The following is a 13,669-nucleotide window of genomic DNA, read 5'->3' on the forward strand; positions in this document are numbered from 1 at the left end:
AAGGGGTGGCGATGAACGATGCGCTGTACGCCAGGGTGTTCGCGACCCTGAAGGAGCGGATCGAGTCCGGCGCGATCGCCGTCGGCGAGCGGCTGCCGACGCAGAACCAGCTCGCGGAGGAGTTCGGCGTCTCGACGATCACGATCAAGCACGCCCTCGACCTGCTCGACCGGGCGGGCTACATCACCCGCCGGCCGCGGCTCGGCTCCGAGGTGGTCTCCCGCACCGGCAGCGCGAACGACAGGTCGGCGCGCACCCTGCCGACGATCGGCTGCGTGCTCACCAGCTTCGACGACAGCTTCGGCACGCGCGTGCTGTGGGGGATCCTCGACGCCAGCCTCGGCCGTGCCAACGTCGTGCTCGGCCGCACCGAGGGGTTCCACGACCGCGAGCAGGGGCTGCTCGCCCAGTACCGCGACCTCGGCGTGGACGGCCTCATCCTGCAGCCGGGCTCCTCGGAGTGGATCGCGCCCGCGATCCTCGACCTCGTCTCGACCCAGCGGCCGCTGGTCATCCTCGACCGCAACCTCGACGGCCTGCCGGTCTCGACCGTGTGCTCGGACAACATCGCCTCGGGCCGCGCGGCCGCCGAGCACCTCTTCGAGCTGGGCCACCGGCACATCGGGCTCGTGACGTCGTCCGGCACGGTCTCGACGCTGGACGACCGGCACCGCGGCTTCGTGTTCGCGCACGCCGAGCACGGGCTGCCGTTCAGCCCCGCGCACGAGTACCGGCGGGTCTCCTCGGTGGTGCCCGACCACGAGGTGAGCGTCGACGACGACCTCAGCAACCTCAAGGAGTTCCTGCGCAGCAACGAGCACCTCACCGGGTTCGTCGCCTCCGAGCACGCCGTCGGGCTGCTGCTCGTGCGGGCGCTGCGCGAGCTGGGCCGCGAGGTGCCGCGCGACGTCTCGGTCGTCTCCTTCGACGCCCCGGAGCATGTGTTCGACGACGAGGTGCGCCGCTTCACCCACATCGACCAGCACGAGCGGCGCCTCGGGCAGGCGACGCTGGAGTCGGTGCTCGCCCAGATCGCCGAGCCGGGCAGGGTCACCAAGCAGGTGCTGCCCACCGAGCTCGTGGTGGGGGAGACGACGGCGCCGCCGCGCGCCTGAGCCCGTCGGGTCACCACCCCCCGGCGGCCCGGCCGCGTCAGCGGTGCAGCGCGGCGGCCACCTCGCACGCCATCACGGCGCTCAGCTGGGTCGACAGGTCGGTGCTCGCCGGCGCGGGCGCGGACCAGTCGTCGCCGGCCCGCAGCACACCGTCGACGTACTGGTGCTCGAACAGCACCTCGGTGCTGGTCGCGACCAGCTCGGCCAGCCCGGGGTGCTCGGTCTCGGCGAGCAGCTGCCCGGCATAGCGGTAGAAGATGCCCGGGAACAGCCCGGCGTCGCCGCCGTCGCCGTCCGGCCGCAGCACCGGGCCGTCGGTCAGCTCGGCGAGCGTGACGTCGGCGGTCGCGGCCGCGCGGTCCAGGCGCGCGGGGTCGCCGTCGGTGCGGTACTCCTCGACGCAGGCGCCGATGTACAGGCCCTGGTTGTAGGTGAACCGCCACGCGGTGTCGATCGTGCCGTCGCCCAGCCGGTTGATCCCGTCGTGGACGAAGCCGTCGGGCTCGACCAGGGTGTCCTCCCACCACTGCAGCGACGCGCGCGCCCGCTCGAGGAACCGGTCCTCGCCGGTGGCCCGGTGCAGCCGGTGGCCGGCGATGACGAACGGACCGTTGGCGGGCGTGTTCTTGTAGTGGTAGCTGCCCTTCTCCCACACGATGCCGCCGCCCTGCCTGCTCCAGCCGAGGTCCCAGACGTGGTCGTGGAGCGCGACCGCGTCGTCGAGCGCGGTCGGGTCGTCATCGGCCTCGGCGAGCCGCAGCAGCGCGAGCGCGAACCAGCCCATGTCGTCGAAGAAGTCGTTGACCAGCCGGCCGCCGTTGCGGAGCACGAGGTTCTCGCGCAGCTGCTGGGCGCGCGCGAGGTCGGCCGGGTCGTGCGTGCGCTCCCACGCGTCGATCGCGACGTCGACGGCGTGCGCGTTCCACCAGTAGTGGAACGGTGCGTCGGCCGCCGGGTCGTGCGGGTGGGCGTAGTGCAGCAGCTGTGGCGAGGGCGCGTCGAAGAGCGTGACCAGCGAGGCCTGCGCGACCTCCGCACGCCACACGGCCGCCCGTGCGGGCTCGCTCGGCGGCAGCACGGTCGCGGCGCGGGCGGGCGCCTCCGCGGCGGACCCGCAGCCGGTGAGCCCGGCGAGCGCGCCCGCTGCACCCAGCGCCCCGAGCGCCAGCGCCCGACGGCGGCTCGGGCCGCCGTCGGGCGCCGGGTGCTCACCCCGCGTGGCTGAGCGCACGGGCCTCGACCCGGGTCCGCACCTCGGTGGCCATGACCGCCGAGAGCTGGGTGGACATCGACGTCGGGGGAGCGGGCGGGACCCGCCAGTCGTCGCCCGCCCACAGCACGCCGTCGACGTGCCCGACCCGCCACAGCACGTCGGTGCCCGCGCGAACGAACGCGACCAGGTCCGGCGCGGGTCGCAGCGCGAGCAGCAGGTCGAGGTAGCGGTAGAAGATCCCCTTGAACAGGCCGACGTCACCGCCCCCGGACTCGGGGAACACGCCGTCGACCGCGAGCAGCTCGACGGCTCGGCGGGCGCTGCGCTCGGCCAGCGCCAGCCACTCCTCGTCGCCGTCGTGCGCGAACAGCTCGACGCACGCGCCGACGAACAACCCGTAGTTGTAGGTGTAGCGCCAGTCGGTGTCGACCCGGCCGTCGCCCTCCCGGTTGACGCCGTCCTCCACGGTGCCGTCGGGGCGGACGAGGTGCTCGCGCAGCCACGCCATGCACCGGCGCGCCTGCACCAGGTAGGGGTCGTCGGCCCCCAGCCGGCCCGCGAGCCGCGCCCCCAGGATGACGAACGGGCCGTTCGCGGGCGTGTTCTTGTAGCCGAGCTGCGGCTTGCGCCACGCGATGCCGCCACCCATCGTGTCGTTCCACCCCTCGTCGAGGCAGTGCCGCCAGATGGTGCGGGCGTCCTCGAGTCGCTCGCCCCGGCCGGGGGCCCGCGACAGCCGCTCGAGCGCGAGGCCGAGCCACAGCATGTCGTCGAAGTAGTCGTTGAACAGGCTGCCGCCGTTGCGCGCCAGCAGGTTCTCGACGATCTCGACGGCGGTGCGCAGGTGGGTCTCGTCGCCCGTGCGCTCCCAGCCGTCGAGCGCGACGTCGACGGCGTGAGCGAGCCACCAGTAGTTGAACGTCTCGTTGTCGTCCACCGGCCGGGTGTTGTTGAGCAGCTGCGGCGGGGGTGCGCCGTAGAGCTCGGCGAGGCTGCGGTGGGCGAGGTCGGCCCGGGCGGGCCAGTCGAGGTGGTCGGCCATGTCTCAGGAGTTCTCCGCCAGGATCCGGTTGAAGGACTCCTCGGCGTTGTCCAGCGCCTCCTGCGCGCTGATCTCACCGGCCATGAAGCGCTGCAGCTCGGGGATCAGCCCCTGCACCTCGGCGTCGGAGTAGCCCGGCACGGTCGGGCGAGCGGTCGCGAACTCCATCGTCTCCAGCAGCGCGGCGTAGTCCTCGTTCTCGGTGAAGAACGGGTCCTCGGCGGCCTCGAGGTTGGCCGGCATGTTGCCGCTCAGCTCGGCGAAGGCGACGCCGTTGGAGGCCTCGGTCGTCCACCAGCGGATGAACTCCCACGCACCCTCGACGTTGGGCGCGCCCTCCGGGATGATGAGGCCGAAGCCGCCCAGACCGGAGGCGCGGTCGCCGTCCGGGCCGGCGGGGGCCGCGACGATGCCGTAGTCGAGGTCCTCGATCGCGTCGTAGGTCGCGAGCGTCCACGGCCCGTTGTAGGCCATCGCGACCGTGCCCTCGGCGAAGCCGTCGGTGCCCTCCGCGAAGCCGAGCTCGTAGACGCCGCGGTCGTGCATGAGCTCCTCCCACTCCTCGAGGACCGCGAGGCCCTCGGGGCTGTTGAAGGCGGCCGTGCCGTCCTCGGAGACCATCCGCCCGCCGGCCTGCCCGAGCCACATGCTGAACAGCCCGACGTCGTTGAGGGCGAAGCCGGACCGCACCAGCGAGCCGCCCTCGCGCACCGTCAGCGCCTCGGCGACCTCGCCGAGCTCGTCCCAGGTCGTCGGCGGCTCGAGGCCCGCCTCGGCCAGCAGCTCGGCGTTGTAGAACAGCGAGCGGTTGTCCACCGTCAGCGGCAGCCCGTAGGTGGTGCCGTCGTAGACCAGCTCGTTGAGCGCGGCCTCGTAGAACAGCGAGGTGTCGACGCCGTCCTCGGCGATGAGGTCGTCGAGCGGCATCAGCGCACCGCGGCTGGCGTAGACGCTGGTCTGGAAGCGGTCCCAGAGCACGACGTCGGGCACGCCGCCGCCGGCGATCGCGGTGAGCAGCTTCGCCTCGACCTCCTCCTGCGGCTGGTAGGTGACGACGTAGTCGTCCTGGCTGGCGTTGAAGGCCTCGACCTGGGTCTCGATCTGGGTGGCCTGCTCACCGGTCCAGTTGCCCCAGAACGTGACGGCCTGGCCGCCCTCGCCGTCGTCGGTGCCGGAGCCGGAGGCGCCGGAGCAGGCGGTCAGGGCGAGCGCCCCGACGGCGAGCGTCGCCGAGATCTTCACGAAGCGTGACGTTGCTGTCTTCCTCGACATGACGTGCGTGTCTCCTTGTGTCGGGTAGCGGGAGCTACTTGGAACCGATGTGGGCGACGCCCTCGATGATGTAGCGCTGGGCGAGGACGAAGATGAGCAGGACCGGCAGGCTGACGATGACCGTGCCGGCCATGAGCGGGCCGTAGTCGGTGGTGTGCTCGGACTTGAAGGCCGCGAGCCCCACCTGCACGGTGAGCATCGAGCGGTCGCTGAGCACGATCAGCGGCCACATGAAGCTGTTCCAGCCCGCCTGGAAGGTGAGGATGCCGAGCACGGCCGCGCCGGCGGAGGCGAGCGGCATGTAGATCTGGGCGAAGATGCGGAACTCCGACGCGCCGTCGATGCGGGCCGCCTCGGCGAGCTCCTCGGGCATCGACGCGAAGAACTGCCGCATGAAGAACACCGCGAAGGCGCCGGCCGCGCCGGGCAGGATCACCGCCCAGTAGGAGTTGATGAACCCCGTGCCGCCGTCGCCGAAGAGGTCGTTGCCGCCCGCGAACGGGAACCGGCGCAGCACCAGGAAGGTCGGCACCATCGTGACGATGCCCGGGATCATCAGCGACGACAGCAGCCCCCCGAACAGCACCCGCTTGCCGCGGAACCGCAGCCGCGCGAAGGCGTAGCCGGCGAGCGAGCCGAAGAAGATGTTGAGCACGACGCCCGCGACCGCGAGGAACGTCGAGTTGAAGAAGTAGCGGCCGAACGGGACTGTCGTCCACGCGCGGACGTAGTTCCCCAGGGTGGGTGCGTCGGGCCAGATGCGCAGCGACGACGTGAGGATCTCGCCCTCGGGCTTGAGCGAGGTGACGATCGTCCAGACCAGCGGGAACACCGTGGTCAGCGAGATGAGGAGGACCGCGACGAACCACAGCGCGGTGCCGAGCCTCTGCCGCGGCGTGCGGGGGCGCGTGGCGCGCAGGACGTAGGTCTGGGCGTCGGCGGTCATGACTGTCTCCGTGACGTCAGCCGGAAGTTGAGGATCGAGAAGACGGCGATGATGAGGAACAGCACGAAGGACAGCGCCGAGGCGTAGCCCATCTTCAGACCGCCGAAGCCCTGGTTGTAGATGTAGTAGACGACGGTCAGCGTCGAGTTCCCGGGGCCGCCCTTGGTGAGCAGGTACGCCTGGTCGAAGACCTGGAAGGCGCCGATGATCAGCAGCGTGGAGATGAGGAAGGTCGTCCGCGACAGCCCCGGCAGCGTGATGTGGCGCAGCGACTGCCAGGCGTTCGCGCCGTCGATGCGGACGGCCTCGTACAGCTCGCGGGGGATGCCCTGCAGCCCGCCGAGGTAGATGAGCATGTTGGTCCCGAAGCCGGACCACACCGACATCAGCACGATCGCCGTCATCGCCCACTTCGAGTCGTACAGCCACGCGGGGCCGTCGATGCCGAACCAGCCGAGGACGATGTTGAAGAGCCCGGACTGCGGGTTGAGCAGCCAGTACCAGATCGTGGCGGTCGCGACGGTCGAGGCGACGACCGGGATGTAGAAGAGGGTGCGGAACAGGTTGACGACGCGGCTGCTGCGGTTGAGCAGCAGCGCGGTGCCGAGCGCGACGAGGACGCCCAGCGGGACGAACATCACCGTGTAGATCACGGTGTTGCGCAGCGCGAGCCAGAAGATCGGGTCGTCCAGGATGCGGCGGTAGTTCTCGACGCCCACCCACTCCGGGTCGCCGATGACCGCGTAGTCGGTGAAGCTCAGCACGACCGCCATGACGACCGGGATGATCACGAACGTCAGGAACAGCAGCATCGGGACGGCGACGAACGTCCACCCCCACAGCTCCTGCGCCTGCGGGCTGCGGAACGGTCGTGAGCCGCGTGGCCTGCGTCGGGCGGTGCCGGCGCCGCCGCGCGTGGCGACGTCCACCGCCTCGGCGCTGACGACGGTCGGCTGCACGGTGGTCATCGCGCCACCGCCGGTGCGCCCTCGCCGGTGACGGTCCGGACGCCGAGCCCGCAGATGTCGAGCACCAGCTCGCAGAACATCGAGTCCGCCCACGAGAACCACTCGCGCGTGAAGGTCCCGGGGTCGTCGACGTGGAACGACTCGTGCATGCGGAACGTCCCCGCGTGGGTGCGGGCGAGGAGGTCGAGCAGCGCCCGGCGCTCCGCGTCGTCGCCGCTCGTCAGGCCCTGCACGGCGAGCGCGATCGGCCACACGTGGCCCTGCGGGGTGTGCGGGCTGCCGAGCCCGCTGGCGTGGCTGCCGCTCACGTAGGTCGGGTTGTCGGGGGAGAGCACGAACGCCCGCGTGCGCAGGTAGGTTGCCTCGTCGACGGCGAGGTCGCACACCAGCGGCAGCGAGAGCAGGCTCGGCATGTTCGCGTCGTCCATGAGCACCGCGCCGCCGAGGCCGTCGACCTCGTAGGCGTAGATGCGGCCGTGCGTGGGGTGGTCGACGACGCCCCAGGTCTCGACGCCCGCGCGCAGCTCGGCGGCGAGGTCGCGGGCACGACCGGCGAGCCCGTCGTCGGCGAGCACGTGCTCGGCCAGCTCGGCGAGCCGGTGCAGCGCGGTGACGGCGTGCAGGTTGCCGGGCACGTTGTAGTGCATCTCGCACGCGTCGTCGCTCGGCCGGAAGGCGCTCCAGCTCATCCCGGTGCGGCCGACGGGGGAGCCGTGCCCGCCGTGGGTGAGGGTGTCCGTCGGTGGGCCGTCGTGGCGCTGGAACCGGTAGGGCGAGCGCTCGGCGTGGTCCTGCTCGACGCGCCAGGTAGTGATGACGAGGTCGGCGGCCCGCGCGAGGTCGGCGTCGGCGTGGTCGGTGCGCCCGGTCGCGCGCCACACCTGGTGCGCGAGCTGCAGCGGGAAGCAGAGCGAGTCGATCTCGTACTTGCGCTCCCACACGGCCGGGTGCATGTCGGTGTCGTCGCCCGCGTGCCCGGCGCCCGTCGGGCCGGCGTTGAAGGCGTTGGCGTAGGGGTCGAGCAGGATCGAGGAGACCTGTCGGCGCACGAGCGAGACCAGCAGGTCGGCCAGCTGCTCGTCGCGCGCGGCCAGCGGGAGGTAGGGGCGCACCTGGGCGGCGGAGTCGCGCAGCCACATGGCGGGGATGTCGCCGGTGAGCACGAACACCTCCTCGCCCGCGGGGTGCACGAAGGCCTCGCGCAGCGTGCGCGTCATCGCGTCGTCGAAGATCCGCGAGATCTCCGGCGAGCCGATGACGTCACGGACCTGGGCGGAGGTCTCCGCCAGAACGGTGTGAGCCACTGTGCTCCTCTGAACATATTCAACATCAGTGTTGTATGGCCGCAACATTAAACGTACTGAGCGGGTCGCGCAACCACTCCCACCGCGCCCGGGCTGCGCGATCCGCGACCGGTCGGGACCCCGGACTAGGCTCGAGCCGTGCAGGAGCAAGACGGCGTGACGGGGCGCCCGATCCCCGTGCGGCGACGATGACGACGCGTCGCCCGGAGTCCGTCTACGGGGTCGGCACCGATCCCGACCCGCGGTTCTCGCTGGCCAACGAGCGGACCGCGCTCGCCTGGCTGCGCACCGGGCTGGCACTGGTCGGCGGCGGGGTGGCGCTGACGACGCTCGGCACGCTGGCCGACACCGCGGCGCTCCTCGACGCGATCGCCGCGCTCGCGTGCCTCGCGGGCGGCGCGCTCGCCGTCGGGGCGCTCGTCTCGTGGCGCCGCGCCGAGCGGGCGCTGCGGCTGCGTGAGCCGCTGCCGCCGCCCGCCGCGCTCCCGGTCCTGGTCGTCGGCGTCGCCGTCATCGGCGTCACGATGGCGGTCTACGCCGTGGTGACGGCGTTCCGCTGATGCGCGCCGTCGCGGGCCTCGACGCCGACGGCGGTGCGCAGCCCCAGCGCACCATGCTCGCGTGGAGCCGCACCCTGCTCGCGACGGTGCTCGGCTGCGCCACGGTCGCCTTCGCCGCGCAGCGACAGGGCATGCCGCTGGTGGCGGCGCTCGCGGGCCTGGCGTCGCTCGGCGTGCTGGTCCTCGTGCTGCGCGACCTGCGGGGCTGGCAGCCCGGCGCAGGCAGCTACCCGCTGATGCGGCGCGTCGCGGCCGCCGTGGTGCTGCTCGCGGCGCTGGGATCCGTCGTCGCGATCCGCGGGGTGCTCACGTGAGGAGGGCGGCATGTCGGCACCGCTGTCGCTGAACGCGCTGGCCAGCAGGCTCTTCACGCCCCGCTGGACGGCGCTCGCGCGCTCCCGGCTCGACGGCGAGGCACGCCGCGGCCTCGGGCATCGGGTCGCAGCGCCTCGCCTGGGCGTGTTCCCTGCCCGCCCCGGGCCGGTGCGGGTGGGCGGCGTCACCGTGGCGCAGCCCGACGGCGTCACGTGCGCGGCGACCGGGCTGCTGCTGCTCAACGCGGCCTGCGACCCGCGGCTGGAGGACTGGCTCGCCACCGGCGAGGTGCCGGGCACGCTCCCGCCCGAGATCGCGGGCCTCGCCCCCGACCAGCTGCACGAGACCGACGCCGCCCGGCGCGTCGCGGCCGCGGCCGCCGCGGTGCACCGTCGTGCCACCCGCGCCACGCTCGGCCCGTTCCCGTGGCCGCGCGCCTACGGCACCCCGCCCTGGGGCGTGGCGCGCGAGGCCCGGGTGCCGGGCGTCGTCTACCGGCACCGCGCCGTCGACGACCGCGACGAGCGGCTGATGGACGACGTGCTGGCGATGCTGGTGGCGGCGAGCGCGCGCGGCATCCCGGTGCCGGTGTACTCGGGTGGTGACCTCACCGGCGGCTGGCAGGCCGCGGTGCCGCGCCACCTCGTGCTCGTGCTGCCCGCGCCGACGCCCGACCTGCTGCGGGTCTACGAGCCGGGCGGCGGGCGGGTCGAGACGATCGCCCCCGACGAGCTGCGCGCCCGTACCGCTGCGCACCGCGCGCTGGGCGGCTGGACGCACCTCGCCTGGACGCTGGTCCCGCTCGTGCGCTGACGCGACGGTGCGGCTCGCGGGCCGGGATCGGGGGACTACCCTCGCGGTGTGACCCTGACGCCTGACCAGATCCGCGCCCTGCCGAAGGTCGTGCTGCACGACCACCTCGACGGCGGGCTGCGCCCCGCGACGATCATCGAGCTCGCCGCCGAGATCGGCTACGAGCTGCCCACGACCGACCCCGAGGCGCTCGGGCGCTGGTTCGTCGAGGCGTGCGACTCCGGCTCGCTCGTGCGGTACCTGTCGACGTTCGCGCACACGTGCGCGGTCATGCAGACCGCCGAGGGGCTGTACCGGGTCGCCAAGGAGGCGGCGATCGACCTCGCGGACGACGGCGTCGTCTACGCCGAGCAGCGCTACGCGCCCGAGCAGCACCTCGAGGGCGGGCTGTCGCTGCAGGAGGTCGTGGACGCCGTCGAGGAGGGCTTCGCCGACGGCATCGCCGAGGCGGCCGAGAACGGGCACCGCATCCGGATCGGCACGCTGCTGTCCGCGATGCGGCAGAACGACCGCAGCGAGGAGATCGCGCAGCTCGCGATCGACAACCTCGGTCGCGGCGTCGTCGGCTTCGACATCGCCGGCCCCGAGGACGGCTTCCCGCCCACCCTGCACCAGAAGGCGTTCGACGCGCTGCGCCACGCGCACGTGCCGGTGACCGTGCACGCCGGCGAGGACGCGGGCTTCGACTCGATCGACCAGGCCGTCATCGACTGCCACGCGCTGCGGATCGGCCACGGCGTCCACATCATCGCCGACGTGACCCACCCCGAGGACCCCGACCTCGCCGAGCTCGGCGTCGTCGCCACCTGGGTGCGCGACCGGCAGATCCCGCTCGAGGTCTGCCCGACGTCCAACGTGCAGACCGGTACGGCCTCCTCGATCGCCACGCACCAGATCACCGCGCTGCGCGACCTCGACTTCGCGGTCACGATCAACACCGACAACCGGCTGATGTCCGGCACGTCGATGAGCCGTGAGATGGCGCTGCTGGTCGCCGAGGCGGGCTGGACCGTCGCCGACCTCGAGCGCGCGACCGTCACCGCGGCGTGGAACGCGTTCTCGCACCACGACGTGATGCAGGAGATCATCGACGAGCAGATCCTGCCCGGGTACGCGCCCTTCACGCGCCAGTAGCCGCCCGTGCTCGACGCCCTTGTGCTCGGCCTCGTCGGGCTGAACGTCTACGCGGTCCTCCTGGTCGTCGCGCGCGCCGTCGTGTTCCGCACCCGGCTGTACCGGCCGATGCTGCTCAACGTCGGGCTGTCGCTCGCGCCCGGTGCGCTGATGCTGCTCATGGGGCTGTTCGTGCTGCTCGCACCGCCGCCGTGGCTCGCGCTGCCGGTGCTCGTGCTGCTCGGGCTGGTGTGGCTGCTGCTGCTGCCGAACGCCGGCTACCTCGTCACCGAGCTCAACATGTCGCACCGGCAGCCCGACGACCCGGTGCCGATGTGGTTCGACGTGCTGCTGCTCATCACGCTCGCGACCAGCGGGGTCGTCAACACCGTCGCGTCGCTGTTCGTCGCGCACATGCTGTTCGGGGTGGTGCGCCACGGCGACCTCGCGGTCTCGATGCTCGAGCCGGACGCCGTCGCCTTCGTGGTGGTGATCCTGCTGCTGGTCGCCTTCGGGGTCTTCATCGGCCGGCACGTGCGCGTGAACTCGTGGGACGTGCTGCGGCCGTGGCGGCTGGTGCGGACGGTCGTGCGCGGCCTGGCCGACAAGGTGGGCAGCGCGGTCGCGTTCACCCTCATGTACGCGACGTTCCTCGGGCTCATGTACGTCGTCGTCGCCGGGTCGGTGATCCGCGCCGCGATCGAGCTCGGGTTCTGAGCGCTCCCGTCTCGCCTGCGGCGGCCGCCCGCAGCCGCCACACTGGTGCCGACGACGCAGCCCACCCCAGGGGGTCCCATGGCCAGCACCCGAGTCGGCATCCTCACCGCCGGGGGTGACTCGCCCGGCCTCAACGCCGCGATCCGCGGCTTCGGCAAGACCGCGATCGGCCACTACGGCATGGAGCTCGTCGGCTACCGGGACGGCGTCACCGGCCTGGTCCTCGACCGGTTCGAGGAGCTGGACGGCCGCAAGCTGTCGGGGATCCTCACCGTCGGCGGCACCATCCTCGGCACCTCGCGGGACAAGGTGCACAAGTTCCCGACCGAGGACGGGTCGGCCGACATGGTGTCCCGCGTCGTCGAGAACTACGAGCGGGCCGGGCTCGACGCGCTCATCATGCTGGGCGGGGGTGGCACCGCGAAGAACGCGATGCGGCTGGTCGACGCCGGCCTCAACGTCATCCACCTGCCGAAGACGATCGACAACGACATCGCGATGACCGACACCAGCTTCGGGTTCGCGACCGCGATGGAGATCGCCACCGAGGCGATCGACCGGGTGCACTCGACGGCGCACAGCCACCACCGGATCATCCTCACCGAGGTGATGGGGCACCGGGCGGGGTGGCTGACGCTCGGCGCCGGCATCGCCGGTGGCGCCGACGTCATCCTCATCCCGGAGATCCCGTACACCGTGGAGCGGGTGGCCGAGACGATCCGCGAGCGCACGCGGCGAGGCTCCTCGTTCTCGGTCGTCGCGGTCGCCGAGGGTGCGCGCGACGTCGCCGACACCGCCGACCACGAGGCGGCCCGGCTGCTCGTCAAGAGCGCCCGCACGCCGGAGGCGGAGCGCGCCGCACGCGCTCACCTGCGTCACGTCGAGGACACCCAGCGCGAGCACACCTTCAGGCTGGCGCGCGAGCTCGAGTCCGCGACCGGGCTGGAGGCCCGCGTGACGATCCTCGGCTACGTGCAGCGCGGCGGCTCGCCCTCGGCCGCCGACCGGGTGCTCGCGACCCGGCTCGGTGCGGCCGCGGCCGACCTCGTCAAGGCGAAGGAGTTCGGGGTCATGGTCGCCGCGCGTGGCGACGGCGCCGAACCGGTGCCGCTGCGGGAGGTCGCCGGGAAGGTCAAGCTCGTGCCGCCCGACCACGACTGGGTGCTCGCCGCACGCAAGGTCGGCACGGGTCTCGGGGACTGAGCCCGCGGGCGGCGAGGGACGCCGTCGGGCCGCGGGGTGCCTACGATGCTCTGCCGGGACAGACCGACCGAGAGGATCCGCCGTGCGCCTCACGCGCGTGCTCGCCGCCGCCAGCCTGCTGCTGGTCGCCACCGCCTGCTCAACCTCCGACGGCGACGCCGGCGGCGGCCCGAGCACCGACGGCGCCGCCACGTGCGAGCCGGGCGCGCTGCCGACGCTGACCGACGGCACGCTCACCGTCGGCACGAGCGTCCCCTACGAGCCCTGGTACGTGGGAGAGGACCCCACGTCGGGCGAGGGCTTCGAGTCCGCCCTGGTCTACGCCGTCGCGGCCGAGCTCGGCTACGAGCACGACGACGTGGCCTGGGAGCAGGTGACGTTCGAGCAGATCGTCTCGCCCTCGGAGAAGCCGTTCGACCTCGCCGCCTACCAGACCTCGATCACGCCCGAGCGCGAGCAGGCCGTGGACTTCTCGAGCCCGTACCTCACCACGCGTCAGGGCGTCGTGGTGGCGGGCGACGGCGACCTGGCCGACGCCGCCTCGCTCGCGGACCTCGAGGGCGCGCGGATCGGTGTGACGGCGTCGCAGACCTCGCTGACCGTGGCCGAGGCCGCGTGGGGCGACGCGGTCGAGCTGGTGCCCTACGACGACGCCGGCCTCGCGATGCAGGCGCTGAGCAACGACCAGGTGCAGGCCGTGGTCATGGACGTCGACCAGGCGGTCGCGGCCACGACGGTCTACTTCCCGGGCACCCAGGTGATCGGCACGCTGCCCGACGGCGGCGTCGTCGAGCAGCTCGGCTTCGTGCTCGACCTCGACTCGCCGCTGACCGACTGCGTCTCCGCCGCGGTCGACGCGCTGGAGGAGGACGGCACCCTCGCCGAGCTGCGCACCGAGTGGCTGCGCTCCGACGACATCCCCGAGCTCGGCTGACGCCGCCGGCGGCGCCCGGCACCTAGCTGTACTCGGTCAGCACGTTGGTGACACGGATGTAGGGAGAAGGCCTCCATTCTGAGTGGTGTTCAACGTCACTCGAGGGAGGCCTTCTCTTGGTCCACCGTAATGCGCGGCTCGCTCCGGCCGGTCG

Annotated in this window: 14 protein-coding genes; 8 read left to right on the forward strand and 6 right to left on the reverse strand. The window is 72.5% G+C overall.

The window, feature by feature from the left end; genetic code table 11:
• Positions 1-11: 11 nt before the first annotated feature.
• A complete protein-coding gene (locus GPA02_RS03220) occupies positions 12-1,115 on the forward strand; it encodes a LacI family DNA-binding transcriptional regulator (RefSeq protein ID WP_156198396.1) in 1,104 nt (367 codons plus the stop codon).
• Positions 1,116-1,152: 37 nt separating this feature from the next.
• On the opposite strand, the gene GPA02_RS03225 is transcribed toward GPA02_RS03220, so the two are convergent.
• The 6 genes from GPA02_RS03225 to GPA02_RS03250 form a co-directional block, all read right to left on the reverse strand.
• Positions 1,153-2,346: a glycoside hydrolase family 76 protein gene (locus GPA02_RS03225; RefSeq protein ID WP_162457689.1), complete on the reverse strand. Its 1,194-nt coding sequence runs from the start codon at positions 2,344-2,346 to the stop codon at positions 1,153-1,155.
• Entirely contained in the window at positions 2,324-3,370 is a 1,047-nt protein-coding gene (locus GPA02_RS03230) for a glycoside hydrolase family 76 protein (RefSeq protein WP_156198398.1), read from the reverse strand. The genes GPA02_RS03225 and GPA02_RS03230 overlap by 23 nt, the downstream gene beginning before the upstream one ends.
• Before the next feature lie 3 nt (positions 3,371-3,373).
• Complete coding sequence (locus GPA02_RS03235) at positions 3,374-4,612, reverse strand: ABC transporter substrate-binding protein (RefSeq protein WP_240133845.1); 1,239 nt, start codon at positions 4,610-4,612, stop codon at positions 3,374-3,376.
• Between the two features lie 64 nt (positions 4,613-4,676).
• Complete coding sequence (locus tag GPA02_RS03240; RefSeq protein ID WP_156198400.1) at positions 4,677-5,588, reverse strand: carbohydrate ABC transporter permease; 912 nt, start codon at positions 5,586-5,588, stop codon at positions 4,677-4,679.
• On the reverse strand, positions 5,585-6,556 hold the full coding sequence (locus tag GPA02_RS03245) for a carbohydrate ABC transporter permease (protein ID WP_156198401.1): 972 nt from the start codon (positions 6,554-6,556) through the stop codon (positions 5,585-5,587). Before GPA02_RS03245 ends, GPA02_RS03240 begins: the two co-directional genes overlap by 4 nt.
• Complete coding sequence (locus tag GPA02_RS03250) at positions 6,553-7,860, reverse strand: glycoside hydrolase family 125 protein (protein ID WP_240133846.1); 1,308 nt, start codon at positions 7,858-7,860, stop codon at positions 6,553-6,555. Before GPA02_RS03250 ends, GPA02_RS03245 begins: the two co-directional genes overlap by 4 nt.
• Positions 7,861-8,048: 188 nt before the next feature.
• Between GPA02_RS03250 and GPA02_RS03255 the strand changes: the two genes are divergently transcribed.
• The 7 genes from GPA02_RS03255 (at position 8,049) to GPA02_RS03285 (ending at position 13,515) form a co-directional block, all read left to right on the forward strand.
• Complete coding sequence (locus GPA02_RS03255) at positions 8,049-8,420, forward strand: YidH family protein (RefSeq protein ID WP_156198403.1); 372 nt, start codon at positions 8,049-8,051, stop codon at positions 8,418-8,420.
• On the forward strand, positions 8,420-8,734 hold the full coding sequence (locus tag GPA02_RS03260) for a DUF202 domain-containing protein (RefSeq protein WP_156198404.1): 315 nt from the start codon (positions 8,420-8,422) through the stop codon (positions 8,732-8,734). The genes GPA02_RS03255 and GPA02_RS03260 overlap by 1 nt, the downstream gene beginning before the upstream one ends.
• A 10-nt stretch (positions 8,735-8,744) precedes the next feature.
• Complete coding sequence (locus tag GPA02_RS03265) at positions 8,745-9,548, forward strand: hypothetical protein (protein WP_156198405.1); 804 nt, start codon at positions 8,745-8,747, stop codon at positions 9,546-9,548.
• A 48-nt stretch (positions 9,549-9,596) separates the two neighbouring features.
• Entirely contained in the window at positions 9,597-10,682 is a 1,086-nt protein-coding gene (locus tag GPA02_RS03270) for an adenosine deaminase (protein WP_156198406.1), read from the forward strand.
• A 6-nt stretch (positions 10,683-10,688) separates the two neighbouring features.
• The gene (locus tag GPA02_RS03275; RefSeq protein ID WP_156198407.1) at positions 10,689-11,378 is read left to right on the forward strand and encodes a DUF1361 domain-containing protein; all 690 of its coding nucleotides are present in this window, start codon (positions 10,689-10,691) and stop codon (positions 11,376-11,378) included.
• Positions 11,379-11,456: 78 nt separating this feature from the next.
• A complete protein-coding gene (locus tag GPA02_RS03280) occupies positions 11,457-12,581 on the forward strand; it encodes a 6-phosphofructokinase (RefSeq protein ID WP_156198408.1) in 1,125 nt (374 codons plus the stop codon).
• 82 nt (positions 12,582-12,663) lie between these two features.
• Positions 12,664-13,515 (forward strand): ABC transporter substrate-binding protein, encoded by an 852-nt coding sequence (locus GPA02_RS03285; RefSeq protein ID WP_156198409.1) that lies wholly within the window; start codon positions 12,664-12,666, stop codon positions 13,513-13,515.
• Positions 13,516-13,669: the final 154 nt, after the last annotated feature.

Source organism: Actinotalea caeni (assembly GCF_009733795.1).
GTDB lineage: Bacteria > Actinomycetota > Actinomycetes > Actinomycetales > Beutenbergiaceae > Pseudactinotalea > Pseudactinotalea caeni.